The sequence below is a fragment of the Streptomyces sp. NPDC016677 genome, assembly GCF_055562815.1.
Genome location: NZ_JBVHEO010000016.1, coordinates 17,715 through 34,004, shown reverse-complemented (window position 1 = coordinate 34,004; position 16,290 = coordinate 17,715). Strand labels below are relative to the sequence as shown.

General features: G+C 71.0%; 16 protein-coding genes. 8 read left to right on the top strand and 8 right to left on the bottom strand.

All coding sequences use genetic code 11. The annotated features are described in order from the left end of the window. Nucleotides 1-142: 142 nt before the first annotated feature. From ACZ3IG_RS30045 to ACZ3IG_RS30025, 5 genes are all read left to right on the top strand, one after another. Entirely contained in the window at nucleotides 143-748 is a 606-nt protein-coding gene (locus tag ACZ3IG_RS30045; RefSeq protein WP_467435990.1) for a hypothetical protein, read from the top strand. A 26-nt stretch (nucleotides 749-774) separates the two neighbouring features. Next, nucleotides 775-942: a hypothetical protein gene (locus ACZ3IG_RS30040; protein WP_467435989.1), complete on the top strand. Its 168-nt coding sequence runs from the start codon at nucleotides 775-777 to the stop codon at nucleotides 940-942. 71 nt (nucleotides 943-1,013) lie between these two features. Continuing rightward, complete coding sequence (locus ACZ3IG_RS30035; RefSeq protein WP_467436112.1) at nucleotides 1,014-1,448, top strand: BlaI/MecI/CopY family transcriptional regulator; 435 nt, start codon at nucleotides 1,014-1,016, stop codon at nucleotides 1,446-1,448. A gap of 9 nt (nucleotides 1,449-1,457) precedes the next feature. Next, entirely contained in the window at nucleotides 1,458-1,991 is a 534-nt protein-coding gene (locus ACZ3IG_RS30030; RefSeq protein WP_189421975.1) for an amino-acid N-acetyltransferase, read from the top strand. A 282-nt stretch (nucleotides 1,992-2,273) separates the two neighbouring features. Further along, entirely contained in the window at nucleotides 2,274-2,609 is a 336-nt protein-coding gene (locus ACZ3IG_RS30025) for a histone-like nucleoid-structuring protein Lsr2 (protein WP_467435987.1), read from the top strand. Between the two features lie 59 nt (nucleotides 2,610-2,668). Here the strand turns inward: ACZ3IG_RS30025 and ACZ3IG_RS30020 are convergent, their stop codons facing one another. Further along, nucleotides 2,669-3,418, bottom strand: a complete 750-nt coding sequence (locus ACZ3IG_RS30020; protein ID WP_467435986.1) for an SCO3374 family protein — start codon at nucleotides 3,416-3,418, stop codon at nucleotides 2,669-2,671. 429 nt (nucleotides 3,419-3,847) lie between these two features. On the opposite strand from ACZ3IG_RS30020, the gene ACZ3IG_RS30015 reads away from it, so the two are divergent. Further along, a complete protein-coding gene (locus ACZ3IG_RS30015) occupies nucleotides 3,848-6,373 on the top strand; it encodes an ATP-dependent Clp protease ATP-binding subunit (RefSeq protein WP_467435985.1) in 2,526 nt (841 codons plus the stop codon). Nucleotides 6,374-6,616: 243 nt separating this feature from the next. Here the strand turns inward: ACZ3IG_RS30015 and ACZ3IG_RS30010 are convergent, their stop codons facing one another. Then, a complete protein-coding gene (locus tag ACZ3IG_RS30010) occupies nucleotides 6,617-7,258 on the bottom strand; it encodes an HAD family acid phosphatase (protein ID WP_467435983.1) in 642 nt (213 codons plus the stop codon). Between the two features lie 480 nt (nucleotides 7,259-7,738). On the opposite strand from ACZ3IG_RS30010, the gene ACZ3IG_RS30005 reads away from it, so the two are divergent. Continuing rightward, nucleotides 7,739-8,401, top strand: coding sequence for a M23 family metallopeptidase (locus ACZ3IG_RS30005; RefSeq protein WP_467435982.1), 663 nt, complete (start codon nucleotides 7,739-7,741; stop codon nucleotides 8,399-8,401). Nucleotides 8,402-8,435: 34 nt separating this feature from the next. On the opposite strand, the gene ACZ3IG_RS30000 is transcribed toward ACZ3IG_RS30005, so the two are convergent. Further along, complete coding sequence (locus ACZ3IG_RS30000) at nucleotides 8,436-9,014, bottom strand: TetR/AcrR family transcriptional regulator (RefSeq protein ID WP_467435981.1); 579 nt, start codon at nucleotides 9,012-9,014, stop codon at nucleotides 8,436-8,438. Between the two features lie 155 nt (nucleotides 9,015-9,169). Between ACZ3IG_RS30000 and ACZ3IG_RS29995 the strand changes: the two genes are divergently transcribed. After that, entirely contained in the window at nucleotides 9,170-10,765 is a 1,596-nt protein-coding gene (locus tag ACZ3IG_RS29995) for an MDR family MFS transporter (RefSeq protein WP_467435980.1), read from the top strand. 591 nt (nucleotides 10,766-11,356) lie between these two features. Here ACZ3IG_RS29995 and cseC read toward each other — a convergent pair. The 5 genes from cseC to ACZ3IG_RS29970 all read right to left on the bottom strand — a co-directional run bounded on the left by cseC (nucleotide 11,357) and on the right by ACZ3IG_RS29970 (nucleotide 16,216). Then, complete coding sequence (cseC, locus tag ACZ3IG_RS29990) at nucleotides 11,357-12,958, bottom strand: two-component system sensor histidine kinase CseC (RefSeq protein WP_467435979.1); 1,602 nt, start codon at nucleotides 12,956-12,958, stop codon at nucleotides 11,357-11,359. A gap of 14 nt (nucleotides 12,959-12,972) precedes the next feature. Next, complete coding sequence (cseB, locus tag ACZ3IG_RS29985; RefSeq protein WP_467435977.1) at nucleotides 12,973-13,674, bottom strand: two-component system response regulator CseB; 702 nt, start codon at nucleotides 13,672-13,674, stop codon at nucleotides 12,973-12,975. Between the two features lie 119 nt (nucleotides 13,675-13,793). Further along, nucleotides 13,794-14,450: a hypothetical protein gene (locus ACZ3IG_RS29980; RefSeq protein ID WP_467435976.1), complete on the bottom strand. Its 657-nt coding sequence runs from the start codon at nucleotides 14,448-14,450 to the stop codon at nucleotides 13,794-13,796. Beyond that, on the bottom strand, nucleotides 14,438-14,989 hold the full coding sequence (locus ACZ3IG_RS29975; protein WP_467435975.1) for a SigE family RNA polymerase sigma factor: 552 nt from the start codon (nucleotides 14,987-14,989) through the stop codon (nucleotides 14,438-14,440). The genes ACZ3IG_RS29980 and ACZ3IG_RS29975 overlap by 13 nt, the downstream gene beginning before the upstream one ends. Nucleotides 14,990-15,199: 210 nt before the next feature. Then, the gene (locus ACZ3IG_RS29970) at nucleotides 15,200-16,216 is read right to left on the bottom strand and encodes an HhH-GPD family protein (protein WP_467435974.1); all 1,017 of its coding nucleotides are present in this window, start codon (nucleotides 16,214-16,216) and stop codon (nucleotides 15,200-15,202) included. Nucleotides 16,217-16,290: the final 74 nt, after the last annotated feature.

The following is a 16,290-nucleotide window of genomic DNA, read 5'->3' as shown; positions in this document are numbered from 1 at the left end:
CGCACCCTGGGCGCTACGCGCACCCCCACCGAGCCCGCGCAGGCCGCCGCAGGCGTATCGGTCCCACCCACCCGAGTGGGACCGATACGCCACACCCGCCACCCTGTGCCGAGTTTGTCTGATTAGCGCGTATCGTCGCCGCATGCCCACGCCCTACGGATCCCGCGGCGGCCTGGCGTTCGGTGTGGAGGAGCTGCGTGTGCTCCGCCGCGCCCTCGCCCTCGCCCTCAGCCCCAGCCCCGTCTCGACCGAGGACGCCCAGGACTGCCTCCGCCTGGCCGAGTCCCTCGACGAGGCGACGCGGGAGAGCGCCCGACTGCGTGCCTTCCTCCTGGCCGACCTCGCCCGGTACCGCGCCGCCCTCCCCGGCACCGCCGCCGGCTACCTCGCGCTCCTGGACGAGGCGCTGAGCGCCGGCCACCGCCCGGCCCGGGACGACCTCACCGCGCTCGGCGCCCTCCGCGGCAATCCCACCGCCGCCGCCCTCCTCAGGCGCTGCCAGGCACTCATCCCCACCGTCCCCGCCGCCCGCACCCGCCTCCTCGCCCTCCCCGGCGGCGGCCCCGCCGCCCGCCCCGACCGCGAACCCGACCGGGACCGGAAGCCCGGCACCCCCCGCCCCCAGCCCAGCCCGCCACCGGCCACCCCCAAGCGCCCCGTACCCACCCCGGGCGAGGTCTTCCCCCGCCGCAAGCCGGCTCCGTCCCCCGGCGCCGGCACCCCGGGGCAGCACCTCGCGGCAGGCTGATCCGGCCCGGTGGCTACCCTGGGGTCATGGACTACGTCTCCGCGCTCCTGCCCCCGGTCGTCATGGCCGTGCTCTTCATCGCCGTGATCAGGGTGATCGTGAAGACCCAGGGCGGCGCCAACAAGGCCAAGGAGGACGCGGCCGTCGACGCCGCCATCGCGCAGGCGGAGGGCACTCGCCGGACCGAGGCCTGAACCGCCCCTTCTCGTCCGATTCGCCGGTGAACCGCACGTCCAGCACGCCCCGGGCGGAATCTCCCACTAGTGTGCTGAACGTGCCTCGCCCATTGGGAGAACTCGAAGACGCGGTCATGACCCGGGTGTGGAAGTGGAACCGCCCGGTGACGGTACGAGAAGTCCTTGAAGATCTCCAGCAGGAACGGTCGATCGCCTACACCACGGTGATGACCGTTCTGGACAATCTCCATCAGAAGGGCTGGGTCCGCCGCGAGGCCGAAGGCCGGGCCTATCGATATGAGGCGGTCTCCACCCGCGCCGCCTACGCCGCCGCCCTGATGAACGACGCGTGGTCCCAGAGCGACAACCCGGCAGCCGCCCTCATCGCCTTCTTCGGCATGATGAGCGAGGAACAGCGGCAGGCCCTGAGGGACGCCATCCGCATCGCCCAGGGCCCAGAAACACCCGAGCCCCTGAACCCTCCCCGGAACCCCGGCTCCGCACCCGGACCCGATGAGCGATAGCGTCCGCTCATGTCAGCAGTGAGCCCCGAAGTCACCGCAAAAGCCATCACCGTACGCCGGGCCCGCACCAGCGATGTCCCCTCCGTCCGCCGGCTCCTCGACGCGTACGTACGCGGCCGCATCCTGCTCGACAAAGCGACGGTGACGCTTTACGAGGACATCCAGGAGTTCTGGGTCGCGGAGCGGGACGACAACGCCGAGGTGGTGGGCTGCGGCGCCCTGCACGTGATGTGGGAAGACCTCGCGGAAGTACGGACTCTCGCGGTGAAGCCCGGCCTGAAGGGCGCGGGCGTCGGTCATCAGTTGCTGGAGAAGTTGCTGGAGACCGCGCGCTGGCTCGGCGTTCGCCGGGTTTTCTGTCTGACCTTCGAAGTCGACTTCTTCGGCAAGCACGGCTTCGTGGAGATCGGCGAGACGCCGGTTGACACCGATGTCTATGCGGAGCTGCTCCGTTCCTATGACGAGGGCGTCGCGGAGTTCCTGGGCCTCGAACGAGTGAAACCGAACACCTTGGGCAACAGCCGGATGCTTCTGCATCTGTGATCGTCACCGCCGGGTCTCCCGCATCTCCCGGTTCTGCCGCACGGGATCCGCACACATCCGCCAGGTTTATTCCTCCTAGGCGACCCCTCACGGGTGCCCTTTGTCCGAAACGCACATGTTCCGGCCCCGGTGCGGAGCGGCTGCTCTCCGCCGGGGGTTTGTGTTTTTCCGGCAAAAGCGGTTTGCTTTCCGACGTACTGCAGTACTGCATATAACAAGGGGCGGCGATACGGCGGACCCCGGCGGACCCCGGCCCTCAAGTTATCGATGAAAGGAAATCCGGTGGCACAGAAGGTTCAGGTCCTTCTTGTCGATGACCTCGACGGCGGCGAGGCGGACGAGACCGTGACGTTCGCGCTGGACGGCAAGACGTACGAGATCGATCTCACCACTGCCAATGCGGACAAGCTCCGTGACCTGCTCGACCCTTACGTGAAGGGCGGCCGGCGCACCGGAGGCCGTACTTCCGGCGGACGCGGCAAGGCCCGCGCCGCTTCCGGCGGCAGCCAGGACACCGCGGCGATCCGCGCCTGGGCCAAGGAGAACGGTTACGAGGTCAACGACCGCGGCCGTGTTCCGGCGACCATTCGCGAGGCCTACGAGAAGGCCAACGGCTGATCACCGGTTCCGCCGCCCGAATCACCGTCGGACACCCGGCGACGGAATCGGCGGCGCGTTCACTGGCACCCCTGCGAGCGCGGCGGGCCCGCGCCCCGCAGCCGGACGCGATGGCAGTGCGTGGCCACCGTGTCGACCAGCCGTGCGAGATCGGGTGCGCGACCGGGGGCGCCCCCAACGCCCCCCAGAGCCCCGGCAGCCGACAGCGTCGGCAACGAGGCTTCGACCTCACTCCCCGGCACGGGGGGCCGCAACCACACAGCGGCCCCCTGCCCACCGCCACCGGGGCCCGCCCCTCCCACCGGCCGGCCCGCCCGGCGGGAGACCGCCCCTCCCGAGAGGGCGTCCGCCCGGCAGGAGACCGCCTCTTCCGCGAGACACCCCGCCCGGTAGGGCGAGGGCCCCGCCCCTCCCGCGAGACACCCCGCCCCGCACGGCAGCGGCGCCTCCATGAGGCCGCCCGCCCCGCTCGCCGACAGGTCCAGCGGCAGCGACCCCCACTCCAGCCACCGCAGCAGCCCCGGCAGTTCCTCCGCGCTGCCCGCGGCCACCAGCAGCAGCATCCGGTCACCCCGCAGCGCCACCGGAGCGTGCGTGCCGAGCCGCCGCAGGGACGCGTGCCCGGCCTCGGCGGGAACGTCCAGCACGTCGAAGCGGACGCCGGTGCGCAGCCGTACCGGAATCCCCGGTGCCGTCTCCCAGCCGAGCCCGCACTCGTACCACCGCCGCACCCGCTCCCACGCCACGGCGGCGGAAGCATCCGGGGCCGCGGGAGCGTCCGGAGGGACCTCGGGTGTGACACCGACCATGCCAAGAGCAACCGCCCCGGGAGGCGCGAGTTACGGTGGGTGCTTGAGTGGACACGCAGTGTGCCGGGTGAGGGGGCGTGCGGGGGTGCGGCGAGGCACAAGGTTGTTCGCCCGTAGCGGAGGGAAACGGTGTGCGCGGCATGGACTGTCAGTCCGAGCGGGTAAGACATCCCTAGTGGGAGGGGGCGACACGCAGAAAAGGCCGTCTCGCGTTCGCCATCGGCGTACTGGCGACTGGGGTAAGTGCCTGGCCTGCGGGAACATCGTCTCGCACCATCGGGTTGGAGCAGATGTCGGCGTTGCGGGTCAGGAGGCCATCGACGGTGTCGGCAGTTGGAATGAGCGGTCCCCGCTTGCGGGACTAAGCTGCGGAAGGACAGGGAGGGGAAGTTCCCCTTACTGCCTGACCGCTCTGAGGAGCGATTAACGATGTTCGAGAGGTTCACCGACCGCGCGCGGCGGGTTGTCGTCCTGGCTCAGGAAGAAGCCCGGATGCTCAACCACAACTACATCGGCACCGAGCACATCCTCCTGGGCCTGATCCACGAGGGTGAGGGTGTCGCCGCCAAGGCCCTTGAGAGCCTCGGGATTTCGCTCGAGGCGGTCCGCCAGCAGGTGGAGGAGATCATCGGCCAGGGCCAGCAGGCCCCGTCGGGTCACATCCCCTTCACCCCCCGTGCCAAGAAGGTCCTGGAGCTGTCGCTCCGCGAGGCCCTTCAGCTGGGCCACAACTACATCGGCACGGAGCACATCCTGCTCGGCCTGATCCGTGAGGGCGAGGGCGTCGCCGCCCAGGTCCTGGTCAAGCTGGGCGCAGACCTCAACCGGGTGCGGCAGCAGGTCATCCAGCTGCTCTCCGGTTACCAGGGCAAGGAGACCGCCACCGCCGGCGGGCCTGCCGAGGGCACCCCCTCGACGTCCCTGGTCCTCGACCAGTTCGGCCGGAACCTCACCCAGGCCGCTCGTGAGTCCAAGCTCGACCCGGTCATCGGGCGCGAGAAGGAGATCGAGCGGGTCATGCAGGTGCTGTCCCGCCGTACGAAGAACAACCCGGTCCTGATCGGTGAGCCCGGTGTCGGCAAGACCGCCGTCGTCGAGGGCCTCGCGCAGGCCATCGTCAAGGGCGAGGTGCCCGAGACCCTCAAGGACAAGCACCTCTACACCCTGGACCTCGGCGCGCTGGTCGCCGGTTCCCGCTACCGCGGTGACTTCGAGGAGCGCCTGAAGAAGGTGCTCAAGGAGATCCGCACCCGCGGCGACATCATCCTGTTCATCGACGAGCTGCACACGCTGGTCGGTGCGGGTGCCGCCGAGGGCGCCATCGACGCCGCCTCGATCCTGAAGCCGATGCTGGCCCGCGGCGAGCTGCAGACCATCGGTGCCACCACCCTGGACGAGTACCGCAAGCACCTGGAGAAGGACGCGGCCCTGGAGCGCCGCTTCCAGCCCATCCAGGTCGCCGAGCCCTCGCTGCCGCACACGATCGAGATCCTCAAGGGTCTGCGTGACCGCTACGAGGCCCACCACCGTGTCTCCATCACGGACGAGGCCCTCGTCCAGGCGGCCACCCTGGCCGACCGGTACATCTCGGACCGCTTCCTGCCGGACAAGGCGATCGACCTGATCGACGAGGCCGGCTCCCGGATGCGCATCCGCCGGATGACCGCGCCGCCGGACCTGCGCGAGTTCGACGAGAAGATCGCCGGCGTCCGCCGCGACAAGGAGTCCGCGATCGACTCGCAGGACTTCGAGAAGGCCGCCTCCCTGCGCGACAAGGAGAAGCAGCTCCTCGCCGCGAAGGCCAAGCGGGAGAAGGAGTGGAAGGCCGGCGACATGGACGTCGTCGCCGAGGTCGACGGCGAGCTGATCGCCGAAGTCCTCGCGACCGCCACCGGCATCCCGGTCTTCAAGCTCACCGAGGAGGAGTCCTCGCGTCTGCTGCGCATGGAGGACGAGCTGCACAAGCGGGTCATCGGCCAGAAGGACGCCGTCAAGGCGCTCTCGAAGGCGATCCGCCGTACGCGGGCCGGTCTGAAGGACCCGAAGCGTCCGGGTGGCTCGTTCATCTTCGCCGGTCCGTCCGGTGTCGGTAAGACCGAGCTGTCCAAGGCGCTCGCCGAGTTCCTCTTCGGTGACGAGGACGCGCTGATCTCCCTCGACATGTCGGAGTTCAGCGAGAAGCACACGGTGTCGCGTCTCTTCGGTTCGCCCCCCGGTTACGTGGGCTACGAAGAGGGCGGCCAGCTGACCGAGAAGGTCCGCCGCAAGCCGTTCTCCGTCGTCCTCTTCGACGAGGTCGAGAAGGCCCACCCGGACATCTTCAACTCGCTGCTGCAGATCCTGGAGGACGGTCGCCTGACCGACTCCCAGGGCCGGGTCGTGGACTTCAAGAACACGGTCATCATCATGACGACCAACCTCGGCACCCGGGACATCTCCAAGGGCTTCAACCTCGGCTTCGCCGCCGCGGGTGACACGAAGACCAACTACGAGCGCATGAAGAACAAGGTCTCGGACGAGCTGAAGCAGCACTTCCGGCCCGAGTTCCTCAACCGCGTCGACGACGTGGTCGTCTTCCCGCAGCTGACCCAGGAGGACATCCTCGCGATCGTCGACCTGATGATCGGCAAGGTGGACGAGCGCCTCAAGGACCGGGACATGGGCATCGAGCTGTCCCAGTCCGCCAAGGAGCTGCTGTCCAAGAAGGGTTACGACCCGGTGCTGGGCGCGCGTCCGCTGCGTCGCACGATCCAGCGCGAGATCGAGGACACGCTGTCGGAGAAGATCCTCTTCGGCGAGCTGCGCCCCGGTCACATCGTGGTCGTGGACACCGAGGGCGAGGGCGAGGCCAAGACCTTCACCTTCCGGGGTGAGGAGAAGTCGGCGCTCCCCGACGTCCCGCCGATCGAGCAGGCGGCCGGCGGTGCCGGACCGAACCTGAGCAAGGAGGCGTAAGCCTCGACGAGAAGGGGCCGGTGCTCACCAGAGCACCGGCCCCTTCTCCATGCCCGCGCACAGGGCCGTACGCGCCCGCGCAGGAAGCCCGCGCAGGACCCGCGTAGGGGGGCCCGGCACGCACACCCGCACGGCCCCCCCCGCAGCGCAGCGCCGCGCCCGCCAGGAGGCTGCCAGACGCTGCCGGAGGCTACGGGGGCTTAGGGGGGCTAGGGGGGGGGCTGGGGCTGGGGGGCTGGGGGGCTACGACAGCTGTCCGTCGTAGTCCGGCAGCTTGAACGTCTTCTCCGCGTGGCCGCCCGACAGGTCACTGGCGCTGTTGCCGATGTTGGCGATGACCGTGTAGCCCTGGGACTCGATGGCGACGCGCTGGGCGGTCTTGTAGGCGGCGACATCCTCGAAGAGGTCGAAGAAGCCGCGGACGTACAGGCCGGAGACCTCGTAGCCGGCCTGGTCGAGGTTGTACTCCGTCGGCGCGTAGAGGATGCCGGGGCGGGCGGTCACGAAGAACAGGGCGACGCCGTGCTCCTGGGCGTACCGGGCGGCCTCCAGCACCGGCCGGTTGGCGGGCTGCGGGAAGCTGAAGCCGAAGTCGGTCTCCAGCGAGGTGTTGTCGATGTCGAGGACGACGGCCTGCTTCTCACCGGGGCCCGCGGCGGCGATGCGCTGCTTCAGGTAGGGCAGCGCCTGGTCCATCACGGCCTGGCAGTCCCGCTGCCAGGTGTCGTAGTCGACGTCCGCTGCGGCGGCGGAGGCCGTCACGGCGGCGGAGCCGGTGGACGCGGGAGCGCTCGTCGCCGCCTCGGCGGGCGCCGCGAGGGAGGCGAGGGCCGCCGCGGAGACGGTGGTCAGGGCGAGCCGACGCAGCCAGGGGCGTCTGGGCATAGGGGCTTCTCCCGTTCGTACGAGCCGTACACGCTGTTGTTGTCGCGTGCATGCTCGACGACGAGGGTGGCGCGGAAGGGACCGTGGGGTTACCGACGGGTAAGTAGTGGCGGGCGCACCTCGGTCGCGCCCCGCGCCGGAGTAGCCCCCGTCACAATCCGCCAGCCGTCGATCATGGGTGCCGGTGATGTGCCGCACAGGCGATCCGGGGGGTACTACGGGGAATAGTGGAAAGGGCGAGAACTAACAAATAGGGCATATCTCCGTACGGATGAGCCGTGCGCCCGCCCTTCTGACCTGCTTTGTCCTGAATGGGAGACCTGTCGCGCGAAGAGAAGTTTCGACCTCAATTACTAGATACGGTCGTAGGTCACACCTTTGTGCTGGTACGGCCGGGTGGGTTACCAAGGTGGAGCCCGCCCGGTGAGCGACCGTTCGTCGGATGGGCGTTTCCCTGATCCCGTCCCCATGAGGTTCCGCATGTCTCCGCGTGTCACGTCCCGCTCTTCCCGTACGACCGCCATCCGCACCCGCGCCGCAGTCCTGGCCGCCGGCCTGGGAGCCTCGGTCGCGCTGGGAGCCGGGGTCGCGGCAGCCGCCGACACCACGGCGGCCTCCAGCACCGCCGGTGCCGTCCAGGCGCAGGCCGAGGCTCAGGCCAAGGCCGCGAAGACCGCCACCGCCAAGAAGGCCGAGACCGAGCAGGCCGCCGCCAAGAAGGCCGCCTCCTGGGTCGACCCGGTCAAGAGCTACACGCTCAGCGCCAAGTTCAACCAGGCCGGCGGCATGTGGTCGGCCAAGCACAGTGGCCAGGACTTCGCCGTGCCCACCGGCACCAACGTGATGGCCGTGCACGGCGGCACCGTCGTCAAGGCCGGCGGCAACGGCGCCGGTGACGGCCCCGCCTACGGCAACGCCATCGTCATCAAGCACAGCAACGGCACGTACTCCCAGTACGCCCACCTGTCGCGGATCGACGTGAAGATCGGCCAGGTCGTCACCACCGGCCAGCACATCGCCGCCTCCGGCTCCACCGGTAACTCCAGCGGCCCGCACCTGCACTTCGAGATCCGTACGACCCCGAACTACGGCTCGGCCGTCGACCCGGTGGCCTTCCTGCGCTCGCACGGTGTGACCGTCTGACGGGTGTCAGCGCGGGGGTGACCCGACAAGAGCCTCAGCTGCCCTGATGGGCCTGGGTGATCAGATCGATGGCGACCTCGAGAACGGCCTTGCGCCTGGTCTCGGGGTCGCCTTCGAGGTCGTACAGGAGGAACATCCCCGCGTGCAGCGTGAACAGCGCGCTGGCGCAGCGCACCTGGTCGGTCATGTCCGCCTCGGGGTCGACCAGGATGTCCTTCAGGCTCAGCGTGCGGCTCTTGAGCATCTCGCCGATGCGCAGTTCCCGTACCGTCGCCTGGTTCTCCTGCATGAAGCGGAACAGCGGGGCGGCGTCCGACAGGGCCGTGCTGTACCGGCGCACCAGTTCCTGTTTCGTCTCCAGGGAACGGGGCTGTTCCAGCCCCCACTCGATCAGCTCCTCCATGGGCTGCGTGAGGTCCTCGAAGATGCTGACCAGGATTTCTTCCTTGGTCTTGAAGTGGTAGTAGAGAGCCGCCTTGGTGACCTCCAGGCGCTCGGCGATCTCGCGCAGGGAGGTCTTCTCGTAGCCCTGCTCGGCGAAGAGTTCGAGCGCCACGTCCTGGATGCGCTGGCGGGTGTCCCCGCGGCGTCGGTGCTGCTTTGTGCCGTCCATCGTGTCGCCCATCTTCCTACGTCGCCTGCGTGCCGCGCACGTCGCGGGCCTTCCGGGAAACTTACTTGACGCCCGGCTAGTTGCGCGGCTACCTTCCGAGTGTAGTCACTAGCCGGGCGGCAAGTAAGTCCCCGGAGGCTGGGGGAGACGGAGCGATGGCGGAAACAGCGACGGCCGGGGCGACCGGCGAGAAACAACCTAGGAGCGTGCGGGTCGTCCTGCTGGCGCTCATGATCGCGATGATGCTCGCGATGCTGGACAACATGATCATCGGCACCGCGATGCCGACGATCGTCGGCGAGCTGGGCGGACTCGAACATCTCTCGTGGGTGGTCACCGCGTACACCCTCGCCACCGCTGCGGCCACGCCGCTGTGGGGCAAGCTCGGCGACATGTACGGCCGCAAGGGCACGTTCATGACGTCGATCGTCCTGTTCCTGATCGGCTCGGCGCTCAGCGGCATGGCCCAGGACATGGGCCAGCTCATCGGCTTCCGCGCCGTCCAGGGCCTGGGCGCCGGCGGTCTGATGGTCGGCGTCATGGCGATCATCGGCGACCTGATACCGCCCCGCGAGCGCGGCAAGTACCAGGGCATGATGGCCGGCGTCATGGCGCTGGCGATGATCGGCGGACCGCTGGTCGGCGGCACCATCACCGACCACTGGGGCTGGCGCTGGTCCTTCTACATCAACCTGCCGCTGGGCGCCGTCGCGCTGGTGCTGATCAGCGTCGTCCTGCACCTGCCGAAGAAGCGGGCCGAGACGCGCATCGACTATCTCGGCGCCGCGCTGCTGACCATCGGCATCACCGCGATCGTCCTGGTCACCACCTGGGGCGGCACGGAGTACGCGTGGACCTCCGCGCGGATCATGGAGCTGATCGGCATCGGGGTCACCGCGCTGGTCGGGTTCGTGTTCTGGCAGACCAGGGCCGCCGAGCCGATCATGCCGCTGCACATCTTCCGCAGCCGGAACTTCACGCTGATGTCCGTGATCGGCTTCATCACCGGCTTCGTGATGTTCGGCGCCACGCTCTTCCTGCCGCTGTACCAGCAGTCGGTCCAGGGCGCGTCCGCGACCAACTCCGGGCTGCTGCTCCTGCCGATGCTCGGCGCGATGCTGGTCACGTCGATGGTGGCGGGCCGGGTGACCACCAACACCGGCCGGTACAAGATCTTCCCGATAGTCGGCGGCGCGCTGATGACGGTCGGGCTGTTCCTGCTGTCGCTGATGGACACGGAGACCTCGCGGTTCACCTCCGGGGTGTACATGGCCGTCGTCGGTCTCGGCATGGGCTGCCTGATGCAGATCACCATGCTGGTCGCGCAGAACAGCGTGGAGATGAGGGACATGGGCGTGGCCTCCTCGTCCACCACCCTCTTCCGCACCCTCGGCTCCTCCTTCGGCGTCGCGATCATGGGCGCGCTCTTCAACCACCGCGTCCAGGACGTGATGGCCGAGCGGGCCGGGGACCTGGGCTCGAAGGTGACCGAGCAGTCCGCCCAGCTCGACGCGGCGAGCCTCGCCAAGCTGCCGGAGCTGGCCCGGGACGCGTACCAGCACGCCGTGTCGGCGGGCTCCCACGGGGCGTTCCTGCTCGGCGCCGGGGTGGCGGTGCTCGCGCTGGTCGCGGCCGTGTTCGTCAAGGAGGTCCCGCTGAAGGGGACGGGCCCGAAGACGGGCCAGGAACCCGGAGACGGCCCGGGCGAGGGCACGGCGCCGCTGAAGGCACCGGCGGCCGAACCGGTCTGACGCGGCGGGCGGCTGCCCGGTACGGGGGCGGCTGTCGGGTGCAGCGGGTGGCCGTCCGGTACGGGGGTGGCTGTTCGGTACGGGGGCGGTCTGTCGGGCACAGCGGGCGGCTGTCCGGTACACCGGCCGGGCAGCCGTCGGAGAGCCGGCCGTCCGGGAAGCCACCGGACCGCCGGCTGACGCCGTTGGCGGCCGTCGCAGCCGACGTAAGCCGTCGCGGCCGACGTAAGCCGTCGCGGCCATCGCACAGCCGACGTCAGCCGTCGGCCTGCCTCAGCCCGTAGTAACCGTCGGCAGCCGCACAGCCGTCGGCTTGCCTCACCCGTAGTAGCCGTCGGCAGCCGCACAGCCGTCGGCTTGCCTCACCCGTAGTAGCCGTCACCAGCCGCACAGCCGTCGGCTTGCCTCAGCCCTCAGCAGCCCTCAGCAGCCGCACAGCCGTCGCAGCCATAAGCAGCGCACAGCCGTCAGCAGGCTCCGGCAGCCGTCCGACCGCCGGTCGGCAGCACGCACCCGCACCACCGGAGCCCCCGGGCCGTTCCAGGCCCGGGGGCTCCGTCCGGCGGCGGGCCGGATCAGCCGGCCCGCCGGTCAGTCGCCGTCCGTCGGCTGATCCGGCAGCATCGGAAAGCTGCCGGTGTTCGTCGGCGCGTGTTCCGGCAGCCACAGCACGGCGACGGCTCCCTCGGCGGGCGCGTCCTCGGGCGCACCGGAGGGCCGTACGTTGCGGAAGGTCAGCCGCGCGCCCATGACCCGGGCCTGACCGGTCGCGATGGTCAGCCCCAGCCCGTGGCCCCGGCCGGCCCGGTCCGCGCTGCCGGTGCGGAAGCGGCTCGGGCCGTCGGCGAGCAGCCCCTCGGGGAAGCCGGGACCGTGGTCGCGTACCCGCACCACCCGCCCCTCGACGCTGACCTCGACGGGCGGCCGGCCGTGCCGGGCGGCGTTGGCCAGCAGGTTGAACAGCACCCGCTCCAGGCGGCGCGGGTCGGTGGTGACCTCCGACTCGTGCAGCACCCGCACCGTGACGTCCCCGCCCTTGGCCGCCACCCGCCGGGCCACGAACTCGCCCAGCACGATGTCCTGCAGCTCGGCCCGCTCCGAGGCGCTGTCCAGCCGGGCCACCTCCAGCACGTCCTCGACCAGGGTGCGCATCGCCTTGGCCCGGTCCAGCACCAGCTCGGTGGGCCGGCCCGGCGGCAGCAGCTCGGCGGCGGTCAGCAGTCCCGTCACCGGGGTGCGCAGCTCGTGCGCGATGTCGGCGGTGACCCGGCGCTCCGCCTCCAGCCGCTGCTGCAACGTCTCCGTCATCGCGTCCACCGCCCGCGCGAGGTCGTCGGTCTCGTCCCGCACCACCCCGCCGATGGCGTCCCGCACCCGTACGTCGGTCTCGCCCGCGGCGACCTGGTTCGCGGCGGCGGCGGCCTTGCGCAGCCGGCGCGAGAGCTGCCCGCCGATGAGCACGCCGAGCGCGCTGCCGCCCAGGACGACCGTGATCGAGCCGATGACCAGCGCCTTGTCGAGGTCTTCGAGGATGTCGGAGCTGCGGTCGGTGAACCCGGTGTGCAGCGACATCACGTGCCCGTTCTTGAGCGGCACGGCGGCCCAGATGTCGGCGGCGCCGCCCGGCCGGTCGGAGACGAAGGTCGCCCGGCGCCCCTCCTGGGCCTTCGCGCGCAGCTCGGGGGGCAGCCCCGGGTCGTCGATCCGGGCGTTGGGGAAGTTGAGCCGTCCCGACAGCTCGTAGTTGCGCTGGGCGATCAGGACCCGCTCGTCGGCGAGGTCACGCGCGTTGTCCAGCATCGACACCCGGGCGGCGTTGTGCACGACCAGGCTGAGCACGATCGCGACCAGCGCGCCGACCAGCGCGATGGCCGCGCTCAGCTTCCATCGCAGCCCGGTACGGATACCGGCCCGCCGCAGTACGTCGGCCCGTCGGCCGGTACGGGCACCCGCGCGCCGGAGCGCCGTTGCCGACGGGCCGGTACGCCCGCCGCCGGTACGGATGCCCGCGCGCCGGACATCCGCACCACGGGTTTCCGCGCCACCGACGGCCCCCGCGCCACCACGGGCCTCCCCACCACGGGCTTCCCTACCGCGGACCTCCACACCACGCACATCGGTACCGCGGGCATCACCACCCCCACGCCGCCGCGCCGCGCCCCGCAGCCGCCGGATGAACCGCAACTGCCGCATACGCCCTCAGCTCCTCAGGCCTTGAGCTTGTAGCCGAAGCCGCGGACCGTCTCGATCCGGTCCTGGCCGATCTTCGTGCGCAGCCGCTGCACATGGACGTCGACGACCCGGGTGTCCCCGCCCCAGCCGTAGTCCCACACCCGTTCCAGCAGCCGGTCGCGGGAGAGCACCGTGCCCGGCGCGGTGGAGAACTCCAGCAGCAGCCGCATCTCCGTCGGCGTCAGCGCCACCGGCCGCCCCTCCCGGCGTACCTCCATGCCCTCGGTGTCCACCTCCAGCGCGCCGAAGGTCAGCACCCCGCCGGCCGCCGCGGCGCCCCGGTCGTCGTACCGGCCGCCGCCCGCGTGGCCGAAGCGGCGCAGCACCGCGCGGATGCGCGCGACCAGCACCGCCGCGTCGAACGGCTTGGTCACGTAGTCGTCGGCGCCCGCCTCCAGGCCCAGCACCACGTCGATGGAGTCGGCCCGCGCCGACAGCATGATCACCGGCACCGTGGACTCGTCCCGGATACGGCGGCACAGGCTGACCCCGTCCAGCCCCGGGACCATGACGTCCAGCAGCGCGATGTCGGGCTGTCTCGCCCGGAACGCCTCCAGACCCGACAGCCCGTCGGGCATCGCGGTGACCGCGAAGCCGTCCCGCTCCAGGGTGAGCTGGGTGGCCTCGCGGATGACGTCGTCGTCCTCGACGAACAGGACGTGGGTCTGGTCTGACATCCGGGTGCTCTCAGTCCTCGAAGGTGGTCGGTGCGGGCGCCGCGAGCCGGTCACTGTCCCATCGGTCCGGACGGCCCGTCCGGTCCACTCGCGCGGTCGTGCCGGGGCCGGTGCCCGGGTCAGCTGTCCGGGACCGGCGAGGCACCGGTCCCGACGGCATTGCTGTAGTCGTTGTGCGTGCGGTACTTCTCGACGAACCGGCCCGAGACCCAGCGGTACGTGATCACGTTCTCGCCGGACGGGACCGACACCGTGTCGTCCGTCGCGTACACCTGCTTGGCCACCACCAGGTCGCCGCGGTCGATCTCCGCGTAGACCGGCGGTTCCTCGGCCTTGAACACGTGCTGGTAGCCGCCGTTCTCCTCCCGGTACACATAGCTGCCCACGCCGACCGCGTCGCCGCAGGTCAGAACGTTGACGACGATGTCCGCGGCGGGGCCGCCGGTCAGATTGCCGTAACTGACGTCGACGGGGTACTCGTCGGCGACGCACGGCTTCAGCTCCCGCTTGACCTCCGCCGAGACCTGCGGGTCGTTCTTGACCAGGCGGACCGCGTCCACCCGGCCGGCGGCCTTGGCCGAGGAGACCGACGGCGAGGGCGACACGGCAGGGGCGGTCGCCGACTCGGCGCGGGCCGGCCCCTCGTCGCGGGCGCCGGTGCCGCCGGCCATGCAGCCGGAGAGCAGCACGGCGACGGCCCCGGCCACCGCCGGAACCGCCGCTCTGACGCTCACCCGGCCCGGCCCGGACCGTGGGCCGCCGCTCAGGCCGCGCACCGCTCCCGCTCCTCGTGCTCCAGCGCGCGTGCGTCCGACTCGCGGGCCACCAGCTCCTCGCGGAGCCGGGCCAGCGCCCGGTGCAGCGTGCTCTTGACGGTGCCGGCCGACATGCCGAGGGCGGCGGCCGTCTCCTCCGTGGACATCTGCTCCCAGTGTCGCAGCACGACCACGCTGCGCTGCTTGGGGGCGAGCACCTTCAGTACGTCCATCAGCAGCGCCCGGTCGGCGTGCTGGTCGGCGGCGTCGTCCACGCAGGGCTCCGGGAGCTGCTCGGTCGGCACTTCCTCCAGCTTGCGCGCCCGCCACCACTCGGTCCGCGTGTTGATCATGACCCGGCGCAGATAGGCGTCCGCGAGCCGCTTGTCCTCGATGGTCTCCCAGCGGCCGTACGTGCGGACCAGCGCCGTCTGGAGCAGGTCCTGGGCGTCGACCGGGTCCGGGACCAGCCGGCGGGCGCTGCGCAGCAGCGCGTCCTGCCGGGTGCGGACGTACTCTTCGAATCCCAGCACCTCGCCCTGCGCCTGCGCCTGCGCCATGGTGAACCGCCTCCCGTTCCCCGTTGTGTGTTCCGTGGTCCTGCTGTGCCTGAGGGGCACGGGAACGAAGCTAGGGAAGCGTTGTCACGGCGCTGTGCGAGGAAGGCCGCGACTGGCAATCGGCTGTCCGTCGGTTGTGTAACGGAAGTAAGGCCGGGATAAAGGCGAGGGCAGGTTGGGGCGGTTATCGGCGCCTTCGTCCGTACGAGATCAGGCCAGCGGCAGCCGGTAACGGCCGCCGGACAGCGGCTCGACCAGTCCGTCGGCGACCAGGCCGTCCAGGGCGCGGGCCCGCTGGACCGGCTCGTGCCAGACCCGGTCGAGGGCCGCCTGCGGGACCGGCCCGGGGGCCTCCCGCAGTACGGCCAGCAGCCGGCCCCGCACCTGGCGGTCGGTGCCCGCGTAGGTCTGGCCGCGGCGCGGCGGACCGTCGTGGGCGGGCTTGCCCGCCAGCCGCCAGGCGCACTGCGCGGCGATCGGGCAGCGGTGGCACGACTCGTTCTTCGCGGTGCACACCAGAGCGCCCAGCTCCATGGAGGCGGCGGCCCAGCGCGCGGCGGTCGGCTCGTCGTCCGGCAGCAGCGCGCGGGCGAGCCGGCGCTCGGCGGCGGTGGTGGCGTTCGGCGGGTACTGCACACCGGTGACGGCCCGCGCGAAGACCCGGCGGACGTTGGTGTCCAGCACGGCGTGGCGCCGGCCGTAGGCGAACGAGGCGACGGCGGCGGCCGTGTACTCGCCGATGCCGGGCAGCGCGAGCAGCGCCGCGTGGTCGGACGGTACGTCGCCGCCGTGCCGTTCCGCTATGGCGGCGGCGGCGCCGTGCAGCCGCAGCGCGCGGCGCGGGTAGCCGAGCCGGCCCCAGGCGCGGACGGCCTCACCGGGGGCCTCCGCGGCCAGGTCGGCGGGGCGCGGCCAGCGGGCCAGCCACTGCTCGTAGACGGGCAGGACGCGGCTGACCGGCGTCTGCTGGAGCATGAACTCGCTGACCATGACGCCCCAGGCGCCGGCTTCCGGGCGCCGCCACGGCAGGTCGCGGGCGTGTTCGTCGAACCAGTCGATGACGGGGGCGTGCAGCGGCGAGCCGGAACCGGCCGGGACGGGCTCGGCGGGACCGGTGCGCGAGGGCTCCGTCTCGGTCCGAGGCTCGGTCTCGGTCTGAGGCTCGGTCTGGGGCTGGGGCTGGGTCTGGGGCTCGGTCTGAGGCTGAGGCTTCGTGGGCGCAGTCATGGCCTACCGATCCTGCCACGGGAGGACGGTCCGGCGGGCGCAGCGCCACCCGGTGACGTACGTCAAGCAATGGC